Here is a 15,362-nt window from a genome sequence, read left to right as displayed (position 1 = left end):
GCCACATCCTTGATCGAACAAAGCCTGAGCCGCCACACGGACGGCTTCAGGCAACCTCTCCTTACCCATAAACCAAACCCCTCAGTCAGACTCCCAATTACGAGTCCAACTAAGGGGGTTCAGTTCAATCTGGATACCGGCCCTTCGTGTTCGTGGCGGCAATTACATGCCGATACGAATGGTCTTAGCTTGCTGGAATTCACGCAGGCCTTCAATGCCACCAGCGCGCCCCACACCGCTTTGCTTGTAGCCACCGTATGGGCTTTGTGGAGCAACGTTGCTGAAGCAGTTCACCCACACCGAACCTGATTGCAGGCTACGAGCAACGCTGTGAGCCGTCTTCAGATTGTTGGTGTGCACGTAAGCATTCAGACCAAAGTCGGTGTCATTAGCCATGCGCACGGCTTCAGCTGTGTCACTGAAGCGCAGCAATGAAATCACTGGACCAAAGGTTTCCACCTGTGCCAAATCACTGCGGTTATCGACATCGCCGAACACCGCCGGCGAAACAAAGTAACCACCAGTGAATTCACCTTCCATCTGTGAGCTCACTTGCTGACCACCCGTGAGCAAGGTGCCCATCTTCTGATCAACTGCGCGATCCACATGGCTCAAAATGCGCTGCATGGCGCCTTCGGTGACGAGTGGTCCAACCATGGTGTCCTTAGCCAACGGATCACCGATCTTGGCGTTTTCGATGACTGACACGTAGGCAGCAGCGAATTCATCGTAAATCGAATCGTGGACCATCAAGCGCACCGCGCATGCACAGTGCTGTCCGCTTTGAGCCAATGGGCCACTGATGGCAGCCATCATTGCTGTCTTCTGGATGTCATCAATATCTGGGAACACCAATGTTGCTGCGGTGCCACCCAATTCAGTTGCTACTGGCGTGAGGTTGTCAGCTGCAGCGCGAGTGATGATCTTTGCTGTTGATCCGCCACCGGTGAAGTGAATCTTGCGCACACCCTTGTGACGCACAAGTGCATCGCCAACATCTGGGCCGCCAGGAACGATGTTGACCAAGCCTGGTGGCAATCCCGCTTCAAGGCACAACTCACCAAAGCGCAGTGCGCTCAATGGAGCGAGCTCAGGTGGCTTAATCACCACGGCGTTACCGGCAGCAAGTGCAGGAGCAACAGCCATACCAAGAATGAACAGTGGAGCGTTCCAAGGAACGATCACTGCAACGACGCCATATGGCTCGTAATCAATCATGTTGACGTCGCGCGATTGCGACACTGGAGTGGTGTAGCCGAAGGACTTATCCATCCAGCCGGCGTAGTACCGAAGGAAGCGCACCAACTGATTTGGGTGCACGCCTGCAGCGCCAATTGGAATGCCAATGTCTTGGGTGGTCATCCACACCAGTTCAGCCATGTGCTGCTCAACAAGATCAGCGAGGCGAAGCAGAATGTCGCGGCGCTTATCAACCGTGATCTTCATCCAGACCTGCTGGGCTGCCCAAGCGGTGGTCACGGCACGATCGATTTCTTCAGGGCCTGCCATCGTGATCGTGGCGTTGACCTTGCCTGTTGCTGGGTAGATGTGTTCAAACACTCCACCGGATGAATCACTGATCCAATCCTGACCAATGAGCATGGCTCCTGGTGGAAGGCGGTCAAATGCAACTGACATGAAACTCCCTAAGTAACGAGCGAAAACGTGCTTGACAAACCCTAGTTAGCGTGCGCCCCACAATCTAGAGGGAAAGAGAAACTAAATCGGCATGTCGCGAGCCTGATACGCAGTGGGCGATTCATCTCACCAAGGTCCAGTTACGATTGCGTAATCATGCGCAAGATTGCCGTTGCTGGCCTGGTCGCCGGTCTAGCTCTGGGAGTGATCTCCCCTGCTAGTGCTGCCGTGATTGGCGGTGACCAACTTGGCCTTCCTGGTGTGCGAATCAATCCCGTCTCCACGACCCTCACCCCGCCTGCTATCCGGGCGCGTACCTGGATTTTGGCCGATGCCACCACAGGTGCGGTGCTCGCTGCAAAAAAGGCTCACAAACTACGGCCACCGGCCAGCACGTTGAAGACCTTGACTTCCTTAACACTGCTGCCCAAATTGGCCCTCAACGGCACCTTCACCGCAACCCCAAAGGCCGCGAATGCTGACGGCGCCAAAGTAGGTCTTGAAGCCGGCCAGGTCTACACAATCGAGGATCTCTTTTACGGACTCATGCTCCCAAGCGGTAACGATGCGGCTATCGCTTTGGCGCAAGCCAACGGAGGAATCGCTACCACCATTGATCAAATGAATGCAGTCGCTGCACAACTCCAAGCCAATGACACCAAAGCAATGAGCCCCAATGGTTTAGATAAGCCGGGCCAAACCTCGAGTGCATATGACCTCGCACTCATCTCCAGGGCAGCACTGCAACGCAGCGATTTCACCACGATCGTTGGCGCTAAGCGCTATCGCTTCCCTACCAAAGAATCCGCCGGCGGCGGCAAACACCTGATCTACAACCTCAATCAATTACTCACGGGCGACTACCGCGGCGTCATCGGCGTCAAGACTGGATTCACCACCAAAGCTGGACGTACCTTTATTGGCGCAGCACAGCGCAAAGGTCACACACTGATCTTTGTCGGTATGGGAATCAAGGATTCGTCAGAAAGCGCAGCGAAAAAAGCGCTCGACTGGGGTTTTGCAAACCTTGCATCCGTCAAGCCAATCGGCACACTTGTTGAACCGCTCTCTCCACTACCAACTGCAGTTCCGGCGGCAAGCCAAGCGAGCGCTATTGAGCAAGTTGCTGTTCCAGTAACTCCGACACCCAACGCCTCGCCAACCATTGCTGTAGACCCTGTGGCCCAAAAGGCAATCAAGCAGGCAGCACTCAAGGTGCCCGCACCAACAGCTCAAGCACCCTCATTTTGGCTTGCAGTGATCGTGGTGCTGATCATTGGGCTTGCATTATTTGCCTGGAATTCGAATCGCAATCGACGCCGTCGTCATTACCGTTACTGAACGGGTATCCCATATCGGAGACATGTCCGGCCAATGTACGGGCATGATTACCCAATGAAGCTTCAAAGGACACTCTCATTCGTGCTGTCAACGGCACTTGGCGTCGCTGTTGGCTTGGCGGTTGCCGCACCTGCACACGCAAATGGAAACTGCGTCACGTACTTTGCTGGGCTCGGGACAGGTACTTCAGCCGATCCGTACCAGGTCGGAGCACGACTAGACCTTGAAGAGGTTGCCTTCTGTTTGAGTGCATCCTTTGTCCAGACGACTGATATTGACTTGCTCGGAACAGCATGGACTCCCCTGGGTAACGCATCTGCGAAGTTCACCGGAAACTTCGACGGTGGTGGATTTTCTATTTCGCGATTATCCGTTTCCGGTGCGGGAATCTCGGTAGGTCTGTTCGGTGAAGTCAATGGTGCATCGCTTACGCGGATTCGGATCACATCTGGAACAGCTACAGGTGATACCAATGTTGGTGGGCTCGTCGGAAGTTCATTGAACTCAGACATCTCAGTGAGTTCTTCTGCAGTGAACGTCACGGGAAAAACGTACGTTGGTGGGCTCGTCGGCAATATGGATTCAACATCAGGGACTCGCTCGCTCGCCAAAAGCAACGCCATGGGCTCGGTTACCGGTTCTTGGTCACCGCCGGGATCCCCCTCAACATTTATTGGAGGACTCGTTGGCCATGCCAGCAACATTGCTGTTTCTCAATCCTACGCAAGCGGAACGGTGACTTCAGACGGTAACTATGTTGCGGGATTGATCGGTGGTAGCGCTCAGGGATCTATCGCGAATTCATACGCCACAGGTGCCGTCACTGGAGTTTGGCAAGTTGGTGGATTGGTGGGTGAAGTTGATCAGACACCTATCTCCAATGCATATGCAACCGGCTCGGTCACGGCAGGTGCACCTTCGAATGCTCAAGGTGGCCTGGTAGGTCAATCTGCGACAGCGCCATGGAGTGCGCTCACTTGGGATACCAACACCACAGGTCAGTCTGGATCGGTCAACCGATCCACAGCGGCGGGAACGACAGCTAGCACTACCGCACAGATGAAATCTCTGAGTACATTCACTGGACTGGGATGGAATATCTCTTCATCCTGGTCATCCACAACGATCTGGGTGAGCTGTTCTAGCGTTAATAATGGTTATCCACACCTTGCGGCGTTTTACACAGCTGCAACTGCCCCTTGTTACACCGCCAATAGCAATGAACCAACAAGGTTCACCGTGGTGCATCAGGCGCTACCTATGCCCCTGAGTGGAAAATGCGTCGATGTCGTCGACGATGATTATTCATGGGGCACCGGTTTAAAGGGTGGCTGGCAGCAATCGTGGCAACCTTGGGTGAGCACAATAGGTGGCTGGGCCTGCACCAGAGCTTTCGTCAAGAAAAACGATGAGCCGTGGGTGATTAGCAACAACGCTGCATAACGAAAAGTTTGCCGTGACCGTGACTGCAGTTACTCACTAGGCAGCGAAACAAACCCAATCGCGTCGTACACATCACCCAAAGTTTTCCGCGCAGTTGCGCGTGCCTTATGCGCACCAACAGCCATTAAACGCTGGAGTTCAGCTGGATCAGCCATGAGTTCATTGACGACATCGCGAATCGGGCGCACGAAATCAACAACAATTTCAGCGGTGTCACCCTTGAGATCGCCGTAACCGCGGCCGTCATATTCCTGAACCAAAAGTTCAATGGATTTACCGGTGAGTGCTTGCTGAATCGTTAATAGATTTGAAACTCCAGCTTTGTTATCTGGATCAAAACGAATCTCACGCTCTGAGTCGGTCACGGCGCTCTTGATCTTTTTCGTCAAGGTTTTGTCATCATCAAGCAAGAAGACACATCCTGGAGCGCTGGACTTACTCATCTTGGACGTCGGATCTTGAAGGTCAACAATCTTTGCGGTGTCTTTGACATACATGCCCTTGGGCACAGTAAGTGTTTCACCGAAGGTTGCATTAAAACGTTGAGCGAGGTCACGCGTGAGTTCAAGGTGCTGACGTTGATCTTCACCTACTGGCACTTCATCGGCCTGGTAAATCAAGATATCTGCCGCCTGCAGGATCGGATAGGTGAACAACCCAACGGTGGAACGATCAGCACCACCCTTTTGGGACTTGTCTTTAAATTGCGTCATCCGACTGGCTTCACCAAAACCTGTTTGACATTCCATTACCCACGCGAGCTGGCTGTGTTCTGGCACATGGCTTTGCACAAAGATCGTGCAGATTTCTGGATCAAGCCCAATGGCTAACAACTGGGCAAACGACACCAGTGTGCGCGTGCGAAGCAACGCGGGATCGTGATCGACAGTGATTGCGTGTTGGTCAACCACGACGTAATAGGCATCGTTGTCGTGCTGCATCTGCACCCACTGACGCAGCGCTCCGAGGTAATTTCCTAACTGGAAGGAATCAGCCGTTGGCTGGATTCCGGAGAGCACTCGTGAAGGGCGTTGAGCAGACATACCCGTCATTCTGGCAAAGCGGGATCTGACTCCTGCACGTGGTCAGTAACCTCATTGGGTTCCACCCGAATTCGAGCAATACGACGCCCGTCCAACTCGGTCACGGTAAAGGTGTGGTCACTTGCCACCACGGCATTTCCTACCTCTGGCAAGGTGCCCAGTTCAGCAACCAGGAACCCAGCCACGGTTTCGTACGGGCCCTGCGGCAGCGTGATCCCGCAATCCTCTTCAAAGTCATCGAGATTCATGAGGCCATCAACACTCAGGATGCCCAGCGGTCGCGAGGTCTCAGCAATTTCATCGACGTCGTACTCATCGCGGATATCTCCGATGAGCTCTTCGACGAGGTCTTCCATTGTGACGATGCCAGCGGTACCGCCATATTCGTCAACCACGATTGCCATGTGTGCATGTCTACGGCGCATGTCAGACAAGGTGGAGAGCACATCATTAGTACCCGGATAGGCCGCAATTTCTCGCACAAGCTCACCAACGCGTATTGAACGCTCAGCCATGCCAGGAACTAGGAAGTCGCGAATATGTACAAAACCAATGATGTCGTCAGATGATTCACGCATGACTGGGTAACGGGAATGGGGCTGCTCAGAAATTTGCTTCACTGCCTTGTTCACGGGCATTGCGGCATCAAGGAACTCAACTTCAGTGCGAGGCACCATCACTTCACGCAGTTCACGATCGCCAGCAGAGAACACATCATCAATGAGTTCTCGCTCTTGCTCACTTAACTCTTCATGCGCAGCAACAAGATCGCGCAGTTCCTCACCACTGATACTTTCCTTGGCGGCATTTGGGTCAATACCGAGCAGCCGAACAATTGCATCAGTTGCCAACGACAATGCCGCAATAAATGGTCGGGTTATTTTCGCCAAAACATCGATCGGACCAGCTACAACGAGAGCAACGGTTTCAACTCTTTGCAGTGCAATGCGCTTGGGGACAAGTTCACCAAGCACAAGAGAGAAATACACAATCAAAATCGTCACGAATATGAATGACAGCGAATCCGCTAATCCCTGTCCCATGCCCCAATCGACAAACGCCTTTGCGAGTTCTGGTGCGATTTGAGCTGCGCCAAAGCCTGCAGAGACAAAACCAGCAAGCGTGACACCAACCTGACCAGCGGCAAGGAAGCGATTTGGGTTTTGAGCCAACCGTGCAAGACGCCTGCCGCGGCGGCCTTGCTCCTTGAGTTTGGTTACTTGCCCATCGCGCAGAGTCACTAAGGCCATTTCGGCAGCAGCAAAGAAACCACCGAGCAGGATAAAGAGGAGGACAAAAATGATGTTGACCCAAATATCACTCATGGATGCAACCTTATGCGGATTTCTCCCGCGCAAGGAATGCTGAGGAAGCAAAGGCCAGCACGGAGCAGATAGCCATGACTACTGCCATCGTGACACCTGTGTCGAATGGGAGCCAAGCCAGTAACGGTGCATCAACGATGGCACCGCCAAAGGTGAGTGCCCCAAGAATTGCTGAGGCAGTACCGACGTAGAGCGCGCGCTCGAGAGCCAACGCCATTGCGTTAGCGCCAATCGTTGCTCGTGTACCAATCACGACGAGAAGAATCGGGATGATTACCCATAGCGAAGGCGAAGAAGAAGCCATGATCGGGATAAGAATGATCGAACCTAGTGCGGATAACCCAAGTGACCACATTAAAATTCCGCGCACACTGCGCGTCAGTACCGCATTGCGATTCCAAAAGCCCACAGCAATGATTGCGATCGCGATCCCCGAGAAGGTAAAGCTGTACATCGTCGGGCTCATGCCGAACTTTTCTTGGAATAAGAACGATGAACTTGCGAGGTATGCAAAAAGTGCACCGAATGCAAAAATTTGAGTAACCGCATACCCAAGGAAAATGCGGTCGCGCATCATCGCGACTGCACCACGCCCTAGTTCACCCAAGCCACCTGTATGTCGGCGTTCCTTTGGCAAGGTTTCAGGAATAAACAGTGCAATACCGACCACGATCAGTGCGCAGAACACCGCGAGGAAGAAGAAAGAAGAACGCCAAGTGTCAGTGAGATCCAGAAGAACACCACCCACGATTGGCCCCACCAGCGGCGCGATCATCGTGATGCTCATCAAGACTGAAAAGAATCGAGCTGCTTCTGGGCCTTTGACGATGTCTGCCGCAACTGCGCGACCAATAACAATGCCGCCACCGCCAAGGATGCCCAGCACTAAACGCGAACCAATGAGGAAGCCCATTGATGGAGCAAAAGCACAGGCTAGGGTCGCAAAGATCGTGACGATTGAAGTGATGAGTACGAGACGACGTCGACCAAATGAATCCGACATCGGACCGAAAACCAGCTGGCCAATCATGATGCCAAGGAATGAGGCCGTTAGCGTGAGTTGAGCTGCCGCATCAGTTGCCTGGAACTCACTAGTGAGCTGTGGGAAAGCTGGAAGATAGACGTCGGTGGCCAGCGGGGCGAATGCTGACATTGCCGCGATCGTGATGATCAGTAGCCACAACCGCTTTGGTGAAAGTCCGTGCTCGAAAGCTTCAGACGAAGGGTGGGTAGCCGACATCAGCCACCCACCCTTGTCATGTTGAGCATGTGTTTAGCGCATCGCCTTCTGAAGGTTCTCGTCAATTGAGGCGAGGAACTCTTGCGTGGTCTGCCATGGCTGATCCTTGCTGATGAGCAGAGCCAAGTCCTTGGTCATCTTGCCTTCTTCAACAGTTTCAACGCAGACGCGCTCGAGGGTCTGAGCAAAGGCGGTGACCTCTGGGGTGTTGTCGAGCTTGCCGCGATGCTCCAAGCCACGAGTCCACGCAAAGATGGAAGCGATTGGGTTGGTTGAGGTTGGCTTGCCCTGCTGATGCTGACGGAAGTGACGGGTCACCGTGCCATGTGCTGCTTCAGCTTCAACAGTGCGGCCGTCTGGTGTCATCAACACAGAGGTCATCAGACCAAGTGAACCGAAGCCCTGAGCAACGGTGTCTGACTGAACGTCACCGTCGTAGTTCTTACATGCCCAGACGTAGCCGCCTTCCCACTTCATTGCGGAAGCAACCATGTCGTCAATGAGACGGTGTTCGTACTCAATGCCAGCGGCTTCGAATTCAGCCTTGAACTCGTTCTCGTAGACGTCAGCGAAGATGTCCTTGAACTGGCCGTCGTATGCCTTGAGGATCGTGTTCTTGGTTGACAGGTAAACCGGGTAGTTGCGGTTCAAGCCGTAACGCATTGATGCGCGAGCAAAGTCGCGGATTGACTCATCAAGGTTGTACATGCCCATTGCAACGCCAGCGCCTGGGAAGTCAAACACATTGAATTCCATTGGCTCTGAGCCATCGGTTGGGGTGAAAGTCATCGTCAACGAACCTGCACTTGGCACCTTGAAGTCAGTTGCCTTGTACTGGTCACCAAATGCGTGACGTCCAACAACGATTGGCTTGGTCCAGCCTGGAACCAAACGTGGGATGTTCGAAATGATGATTGGCTCGCGGAAAATCACGCCGCCAAGAATGTTGCGGATGGTGCCGTTTGGCGACTTCCACATCTTCTTGAGGCCGAATTCTTCAACGCGGGCTTCGTCAGGAGTGATGGTTGCGCACTTCACACCAACGCCGTACTTCAAGATCGCTTCTGCTGAATCAATGGTGACCTGGTCGTCGGTTGCATCGCGATGCTCCATACCAAGGTCGTAGTACTTCAGATCAATGTCGAGGTACTTGACGATGAGTTCATCTTTGATGAACTGCCAGATGATGCGAGTCATTTCGTCGCCATCAAGTTCAACAACTGGGTTTACTACCTTGATCTTGCTCATACGGTGCTCCTTTTGAGTCGGGCGTAAGAAAACGTTGGGCGCACCGGATTGCGATGCGCCCAACGGTTCAATCTTTAAAGATCCTTGACGTCTGCTTGCTTGGTCTTGACTGCTTCGTAAGCCTCAACGAGGAGTGCCTTCTCGCTGTCGGTGAGTGCGGTTTCCACAATCTTGCGGATGCCACCCTTGCCGAGTTCAGCTTCAACACCGAGGTATGCGCCTGAGAGGCCGTATTCGCCGTCAACCCATGCACACACTGGCATGACTGAACCTGAGTCTTCGTGCACTGCCTTAGCCATACGAGCCGCTGCAGCAGATGGTGCGTAGTAAGCAGAGCCAGTCTTGAGCAGTGCCACAACTTCAGCGCCACCGTTACGGGTACGAACAACGAGCTCTTCGATCTTGTCTGCAGGAAGCAGGTCAGCAAGTGGCTTGCCGTTGACTGAACATGCTGAAGCAACAGGAACCATGGTGTCGCCGTGTGAACCAAGGGTCAACGTGGTGACTGATGCGACTGGAACGTTGAGTTCTTCAGCAACAAAGTGAGTGAAGCGAGCGGTGTCGAGCATGCCTGCCTGGCCGATCACGCGTGCGTGTGGGAAACCAGAAACGATCTGCGCGAGTGCAGTCATTTCGTCAAGTGGGTTCGACACGTTGATGATGACGGTGTTTGGTGCGTGCTTTGCAATGTTCTCTGCAACCTGACGCATGATCTTCGCGTTGGTTTCAATGAGGTCCATGCGGCTCATGCCTGGCTTACGAGGAAGACCTGCAGTGATCACGACAATCTCGGATCCTTGAATTGCTTCGTATCCCGAGCCATCCATACCGGTGGTCTGGCCAACGATCTTGGTTTCAAAACCTTCGATCCAGCGAGACTGGTTCATGTCGAGAGCCAAGCCCTCAGCCTTGCCGTCTACTACGTCGGTGAGAACAACGGTCTCAAAGATGTCGTATTCAGCCAACCGCATTGCGGTGGTTGAACCATAGAAACCTGCACCGATAACGGCGACCTTGCCACTGCGAGCCATGCGTTGCCTTCCAAGAGATATGGGTCAAATCAAAGGCCAAACATACTGCCGCTCGAGGGGGCGATTCCCCACGGATCAGGTGCATGTGATGCACCCCTCACCCCAAACCCAGTCAGTGGAACCCGACTGTCCGCTATGCCCGGCTTCCCAGCCACGTGACAGCGGTTGCAAGGAAGCGGTCATTGGCTTCAGGCAGGCCGATCGAGACGCGGACGCCTTCGCCCACAAATGGACGAACTGCCAACCCGACAGCTTCACAGGCAGCGGCAAAGTCAGCGGTGCGCTCCCCTAGTCGCAGCCACACGAAGTTGGCTTCCGATTCAGACGGGGCAAAGCCAGCAGCTAGAAGGCCGGTCAACACACGAGTGCGCTCACTCACCAGCAACTCACAGCGAGCAAAGGCCTCGCCTTCCACCGTCGACTCAAGCGCGGCAATGCCGGCAGCTTGCGCTACCGATGACACACCAAACGGAATTTGTACCTTGCGCAATGCGTCAGCAACGGCTTCGTGCGCAATACAGAAACCAACACGCAAACCTGCAAGTCCGTACGCCTTGGAGAACGTGCGTAACACGGCAACGTTGGTGTACTCGCGATAGAAATCAAGCCCATCAGGAATCGTTCCCGGATCCACGAACTCGCGATAGGCCTCATCGATCACTACGAGAATGTCCGACGGAACAGCAGCAACAAATGCAGCGAGTGCTTCACGGCCAACAGCTGTGCCCGTTGGGTTGTTGGGGTTACAGACAAAGATCAATCGCGTAGTTGCATCAATAGCTGCGAGCATCGCGTCGAGATCATGACGATCATCGCCATCGAGGGCCACACGCTGAGGTGTTGCGCCACCAATCATCGTGACAATTGGGTAAGACTCAAACGAACGCCAGGCGAACATCACGCCATCGCCTGGTTCGGAAGTGATTTGCACGAGTTGCTGGGTTAACGCAACTGAGCCAGTTGCGACTGCAATGTGCGATGCAGGAACGCAGAATCGCGTTGCGATCGCATTCACGAGATCCGTCGAAGCAAAGTCTGGATACAACTGCATTGATCCAGTTGCCGCAGCTGCTGCTTCGACAATCTCGGGCAGCGGCGGAAACGGATTCTCATTTGAAGACAACTTGAACGGGATAACTCCTGGCTGCACAGGCGCAGGCTGCCCCGCCTTATAGGAAGGGATCGACTCAAGGATCGAGCGCAAGCGGGGGCCAGTTGAAGAAGTCACCTGCGAACTATGGCAAATATCCACAGCTTCTCCTACTCGCGGATCCCATCCACAGTTGCAAAATCTCAGTTGCGGATTTATTGTTTACATCTGTAAACACTCGGCATGGAGATTTACGTCAATTGGTCAAAGTGCCAAGACCACATGTGGATGCGCCATCGAATCATGATGGATTGGGCAAAGGAGGCATGGGATGACCTCAATCGAGTGGTTATTGACCCGGACCCGGCAAGTCAATCGGGTGACTCGATTCGAGTTATCGGCCGCTCACCTACGAATGACTGCGTCTACACCGTGATCGCTGTCTATGTCGATGGTGAACTCGTGATTGCAACCGCGTGGAAATCAAATTCCACGCAAGTGCAGATTTATAACAACAACCTTCATTTGGACGGAAAGCAATGAAAAAGACTTACGACGCTGAGCACGAGCGCAACATAGATAAGGAAGTTGCCAGAATTCAAAAACTGTCCGAAAGCAAAGAATTTCGTGATGCTGTCGACTTCTCAAACGCTAAGCGGGCCACAAACACGTCGGTCATGTCGGTGCGCATGAACGATTTTGAGATCGAAGAGATCAATGCCAAAGCCAAAGAATCAGGCATGTCCACATCAGTGCTGTTGCGCTCCTGGATACTGCAAGGTTTACGGGCTGAAAAGGAAGACTCACTGATGGCCAATTTCGCGGAATTGGAATTGAGCGTGAATCGATTAAGACGCCGTCTCTTTGCTGAAAACAATGGAGGCGACATGGCCCAGCCGGCTACCCGCGCTAAAAAGAAAAATCCGCGAGCCAAGCCCTAACTCGGGTTCGGCACCCAAAAGCTCATCAAGGTGAGCCCAATAGCGAGCACCGCGAGCACGATTACATCAACACGCTTTGTGCGTACGACCAGCCAGCCCGCTTCGTTATCAGGCAACAGCCATCGTAAGAAAAAGGCTAGGGTCACGAATGCCGACAGCATGATCGAGCCCTTACGGAACGACCAGAAAGCAACCACCACGAGCGACAGCGCAACACCAATCAACACGATTGTGATTGGCCATTGGGCCATGGAAAAACCACGCTTGCGATGCGCCTTGAGGGAATGCACCGATGCCAATGGCTCTTCGCTGTGAGTGGACATTGAGTTCAGCCTAGGCGATGGCCTTTAAGGTGACGCTCATGACTTTGCTCTTTGAACCCCTCACCATCCGTGGCGTTGAATTCTCAAACCGTGCCTGGGTGGCCCCTATGTGCCAATACTCAGCGGACATCAACGGTGTGGTGGGTAACTGGCATCTAGTCACCCTTGGCTCCTATGCCAACGGCAAGGCCGGGCTGGTGATGGCAGAAGCCACTGGCGTGAACCCTGAGGGTCGAATCAGCATTGCTTGCCCAGGCATCTGGAGCCAGGAGCAGGTTGCAGCTTGGCGCACCATCACTGACTACATCCATAGTCAAGATTCCAAGGCTGGAATTCAGCTGGCCCATGCTGGTCGCAAAGCCTCAACGGATGCGCCTGCCAACGGCGCAAAGATTCTCGATCCAAGTGAAGGTGGATGGATCACCCTGAGTGCCACCGATAAGCCATTCACTGGCATGGGTATCCCTAAGGCCATGGATCAAGCCGACATGGATCGCACTATCGCCGACTTCGCCCAAGCTGCCAAGAATGCAGATCAGGCTGGCTTTGATGTGATCGAACTGCATTCAGCGCATGGCTACCTCATGCATCAGTTCTTGTCCCCTTTGAGCAACGATCGCACCGACGAATACGGTGGCTCGATCGAAAACCGCATGCGCTTTCCACTTGCAGTAGTCAAAGCAGTTCGCGAAGCATGGCCGCAAGACAAGCCTCTCTTTGTTCGCATCTCAACAACTGACTGGGTCGATGGCGGCTGGGATGTCGACGATTCAATTGTCTACATCAAGGAACTTGAAAAGCTTGGTGTTGATTTGATTGATGCATCGTCAGGCGGCGCAATCATTGACGCCAAGATTCCCAATGAAGTCAATTACCAAATTGATCTTGCCGAGCAAGTGAAGAAGCAAACCGGAATTCTCACTGCGGCTGTCGGTCGCATCACCCAAGCCCAACAAGCAGAGCAACTGCTTGAGGATCAAAAGGCTGACGTGTGCTTCTTAGGGCGTCAGATGTTGCGTGATCCGCATTGGCCATTGCGTGCAGCTCATGAGCTCGGTGCGAAGATTCGTTGGTCGAATCCGTTGCGTGCCGGTTCAGGCTGGACGAACTAGTTGGATTGTGCGACTATTTAAGCCTGCTGGGCCATTGCGGTGGTCCCGGAAGTGAGCCTCGGATTCCTGCCGGACGGCAGGGCCGGGGTTTCGCGCTTTCTAGGGCTCATACAGAGTATAAATTCGTAAGTTCTCCTCATGGATGAACTCTTTGAAGGCTTCACCTTCACTATTGAGATATTCAACAGTGATCCCACAGACGGCGTCGGCCACCCAGAGCAACGGCTCGTCCATTCCCAATACATGATGTATGCGCAGTCCAGTCCCCAGGTACTTTTTCGCCCTCAACGCATCTATGAGCGCCCTGTCGAATTTATCTTCTGTTGAACTTCTGGACTCGAATACCACCTCGTTGATAGAAATTTTCGCGAACTCATTGATGAGAAACTCCAGGCACCTTCGACGCTGCCGTTCAGTGCGTTCACCAACTGTTGCTGAGCGAATAACCACAAGATAACTCAATGGAACTTGGCTAATCGTCACTGCAATTTGTAACCGTCGCCGAGCATGCTCATTTCTCCAGTGAAGCTTGCGTTGCCCAGGTAGACGCAAACCCCACATTGCCTGCCGGGCAGAATCTATTGCTTCCTTAGAAACAACCGCAGCAGCTAACAAGTACCGCTCTGCGTTATATGACTCATCAACAAAAGCGATCACATCTTGATCGTTCCGGGAACATATCCACGAATCAATGCCAAGTATCGAGGTTGTGGATAACCTATTTACTTAGCCAATCGCTCCGCTGTATCAACCACGTTCATCAACAACATCGCACGTGTCATTGGACCAACGCCACCAGGCATTGGAGCCACAAATGACGCAACATTCATCACGTCTGGATGAACGTCACCAACAAGGCCTGCCTCAGTACGCGTGATACCAACGTCCAGCACTGCAGCACCTGGGCGAACCAGATCTGCGGTGATCAAGTGAGCAACACCTGCGGCAGCAACGATGATGTCCGCTTGCTTTAAGAATGAACCAACATCCTTTGTGCCCGTGTGACACAACGTGACCGTTGCGTTTTCAGTGCGACGAGTGAGCAACAATCCAAGTGGGCGGCCAACGGTGACGCCACGACCAACGACAACCACGTGTGCGCCATCAATGTTGACGTTGTAGGTACGAAGTAATTCAACAATGCCGCGAGGCGTGCAAGGAAGCGGAGCTTCTTCGCCCAGCACTAAACGACCAAGGTTCATCGGATGCAATCCATCAGCATCTTTATTTGGATCCATTAGCTCAAGCACGCGATTGGTATCGAGGTGCTTTGGCAATGGCAACTGCACGATGTAGCCGGTGACTGCAGGGTCAGCGTTTAAGCGACGGATTTCTGCGTCGAGTTCTTCTTGAGTGGTGGTTGCTGGCAGATCAACGCGAATAGAAGAGATGCCTACTTCTTCGCAGTCCTTGTGCTTGCCACCCACATACGCATGACTGCCGGGATCGTCACCCACGAGGACAGTGCCCAGGCCCGGGGTGATGCCGCGGGCGCGCAAGGCATCCACGCGAACGCGGAGTTCGCCCTTGATTCGAGCTGCGGTTGCTTTGCCATCGAGGATTTGTGCGGTCACGTGCTCATCCTCT

The 15,362-nt window shown here is 53.5% G+C and carries 15 protein-coding genes; 5 read left to right on the top strand and 10 right to left on the bottom strand.

All coding sequences use genetic code 11. The features are described 5' to 3' along the window. Positions 1–162: 162 nt before the first annotated feature. Positions 163–1,638 carry an aldehyde dehydrogenase family protein gene (locus tag PHN51_06590; protein ID MDD2818447.1) on the bottom strand — a complete coding sequence of 492 codons (1,476 nt, stop codon included), beginning with the start codon at positions 1,636–1,638 and terminating at the stop codon, positions 163–165. A gap of 156 nt (positions 1,639–1,794) precedes the next feature. Between PHN51_06590 and PHN51_06585 the strand changes: the two genes are divergently transcribed. Beyond that, entirely contained in the window at positions 1,795–2,979 is a 1,185-nt protein-coding gene (locus PHN51_06585) for a hypothetical protein (GenBank protein ID MDD2818446.1), read from the top strand. A 54-nt stretch (positions 2,980–3,033) separates the two neighbouring features. Next, complete coding sequence (locus tag PHN51_06580; protein MDD2818445.1) at positions 3,034–4,422, top strand: GLUG motif-containing protein; 1,389 nt, start codon at positions 3,034–3,036, stop codon at positions 4,420–4,422. Between the two features lie 29 nt (positions 4,423–4,451). Here the strand turns inward: PHN51_06580 and trpS are convergent, their stop codons facing one another. The 6 genes from trpS to PHN51_06550 all read right to left on the bottom strand — a co-directional run bounded on the left by trpS (position 4,452) and on the right by PHN51_06550 (position 11,537). Continuing rightward, complete coding sequence (gene trpS / locus PHN51_06575; protein MDD2818444.1) at positions 4,452–5,465, bottom strand: tryptophan--tRNA ligase; 1,014 nt, start codon at positions 5,463–5,465, stop codon at positions 4,452–4,454. A 5-nt stretch (positions 5,466–5,470) separates the two neighbouring features. Next, positions 5,471–6,790: a hemolysin family protein gene (locus PHN51_06570; GenBank protein MDD2818443.1), complete on the bottom strand. Its 1,320-nt coding sequence runs from the start codon at positions 6,788–6,790 to the stop codon at positions 5,471–5,473. A 10-nt stretch (positions 6,791–6,800) separates the two neighbouring features. Then, positions 6,801–8,030 (bottom strand): multidrug effflux MFS transporter, encoded by a 1,230-nt coding sequence (locus PHN51_06565; protein ID MDD2818442.1) that lies wholly within the window; start codon positions 8,028–8,030, stop codon positions 6,801–6,803. 33 nt (positions 8,031–8,063) lie between these two features. After that, the gene (locus PHN51_06560; protein MDD2818441.1) at positions 8,064–9,278 is read right to left on the bottom strand and encodes an NADP-dependent isocitrate dehydrogenase; all 1,215 of its coding nucleotides are present in this window, start codon (positions 9,276–9,278) and stop codon (positions 8,064–8,066) included. 74 nt (positions 9,279–9,352) lie between these two features. After that, positions 9,353–10,309, bottom strand: a complete 957-nt coding sequence (mdh, locus tag PHN51_06555; GenBank protein ID MDD2818440.1) for a malate dehydrogenase — start codon at positions 10,307–10,309, stop codon at positions 9,353–9,355. Between the two features lie 133 nt (positions 10,310–10,442). Beyond that, complete coding sequence (locus tag PHN51_06550) at positions 10,443–11,537, bottom strand: histidinol-phosphate transaminase (GenBank protein ID MDD2818439.1); 1,095 nt, start codon at positions 11,535–11,537, stop codon at positions 10,443–10,445. 105 nt (positions 11,538–11,642) lie between these two features. On the opposite strand from PHN51_06550, the gene PHN51_06545 reads away from it, so the two are divergent. Together PHN51_06545 and PHN51_06540 are read left to right on the top strand one after the other, a co-directional pair. Beyond that, positions 11,643–11,942: a hypothetical protein gene (locus tag PHN51_06545; protein ID MDD2818438.1), complete on the top strand. Its 300-nt coding sequence runs from the start codon at positions 11,643–11,645 to the stop codon at positions 11,940–11,942. Next, positions 11,939–12,340 (top strand): hypothetical protein, encoded by a 402-nt coding sequence (locus PHN51_06540; GenBank protein ID MDD2818437.1) that lies wholly within the window; start codon positions 11,939–11,941, stop codon positions 12,338–12,340. Before PHN51_06545 ends, PHN51_06540 begins: the two co-directional genes overlap by 4 nt. On the opposite strand, the gene PHN51_06535 is transcribed toward PHN51_06540, so the two are convergent. After that, on the bottom strand, positions 12,337–12,663 hold the full coding sequence (locus PHN51_06535; protein ID MDD2818436.1) for a DUF3017 domain-containing protein: 327 nt from the start codon (positions 12,661–12,663) through the stop codon (positions 12,337–12,339). The genes PHN51_06540 and PHN51_06535 overlap by 4 nt on opposite strands. 38 nt (positions 12,664–12,701) lie before the next feature. Between PHN51_06535 and PHN51_06530 the strand changes: the two genes are divergently transcribed. Then, complete coding sequence (locus PHN51_06530) at positions 12,702–13,775, top strand: NADH:flavin oxidoreductase/NADH oxidase (GenBank protein MDD2818435.1); 1,074 nt, start codon at positions 12,702–12,704, stop codon at positions 13,773–13,775. Between the two features lie 99 nt (positions 13,776–13,874). Here PHN51_06530 and PHN51_06525 read toward each other — a convergent pair whose 3' ends face one another. Together PHN51_06525 and PHN51_06520 are read right to left on the bottom strand one after the other, a co-directional pair. Further along, complete coding sequence (locus PHN51_06525; GenBank protein ID MDD2818434.1) at positions 13,875–14,432, bottom strand: hypothetical protein; 558 nt, start codon at positions 14,430–14,432, stop codon at positions 13,875–13,877. 65 nt (positions 14,433–14,497) lie between these two features. Beyond that, complete coding sequence (locus PHN51_06520) at positions 14,498–15,349, bottom strand: bifunctional methylenetetrahydrofolate dehydrogenase/methenyltetrahydrofolate cyclohydrolase (GenBank protein ID MDD2818433.1); 852 nt, start codon at positions 15,347–15,349, stop codon at positions 14,498–14,500. Between the last annotated feature and the right edge of the window lie 13 nt (positions 15,350–15,362).

Source organism: Candidatus Nanopelagicales bacterium, from assembly GCA_028687755.1.
Lineage (GTDB): Bacteria > Actinomycetota > Actinomycetes > S36-B12 > S36-B12 > UBA11398.
The sequence above is the reverse complement of the archived record's forward strand: the minus strand, read 5'-3'. Positions and strand labels throughout refer to the sequence as shown.

Bases quoted from the DNA above. Each gene is read 5' to 3' on its own strand.
- PHN51_06590 (MDD2818447.1), bottom strand. From the start codon at position 1,638: ATGTCAGTTGCATTTGACCGCCTTCCACCAGGAGCCATGCTCATTGGT.
- PHN51_06585 (MDD2818446.1), top strand. From the start codon at position 1,795: ATGCGCAAGATTGCCGTTGCTGGCCTGGTCGCCGGTCTAGCTCTGGGA.
- PHN51_06580 (MDD2818445.1), top strand. From the start codon at position 3,034: ATGAAGCTTCAAAGGACACTCTCATTCGTGCTGTCAACGGCACTTGGC.
- trpS (MDD2818444.1), bottom strand. From the start codon at position 5,465: ATGTCTGCTCAACGCCCTTCACGAGTGCTCTCCGGAATCCAGCCAACG.
- PHN51_06570 (MDD2818443.1), bottom strand. From the start codon at position 6,790: ATGAGTGATATTTGGGTCAACATCATTTTTGTCCTCCTCTTTATCCTG.
- PHN51_06565 (MDD2818442.1), bottom strand. From the start codon at position 8,030: ATGTCGGCTACCCACCCTTCGTCTGAAGCTTTCGAGCACGGACTTTCA.
- PHN51_06560 (MDD2818441.1), bottom strand. From the start codon at position 9,278: ATGAGCAAGATCAAGGTAGTAAACCCAGTTGTTGAACTTGATGGCGAC.
- mdh (MDD2818440.1), bottom strand. From the start codon at position 10,309: ATGGCTCGCAGTGGCAAGGTCGCCGTTATCGGTGCAGGTTTCTATGGT.
- PHN51_06545 (MDD2818438.1), top strand. From the start codon at position 11,643: ATGGAGATTTACGTCAATTGGTCAAAGTGCCAAGACCACATGTGGATG.
- PHN51_06540 (MDD2818437.1), top strand. From the start codon at position 11,939: ATGAAAAAGACTTACGACGCTGAGCACGAGCGCAACATAGATAAGGAA.
- PHN51_06535 (MDD2818436.1), bottom strand. From the start codon at position 12,663: ATGTCCACTCACAGCGAAGAGCCATTGGCATCGGTGCATTCCCTCAAG.
- PHN51_06530 (MDD2818435.1), top strand. From the start codon at position 12,702: ATGACTTTGCTCTTTGAACCCCTCACCATCCGTGGCGTTGAATTCTCA.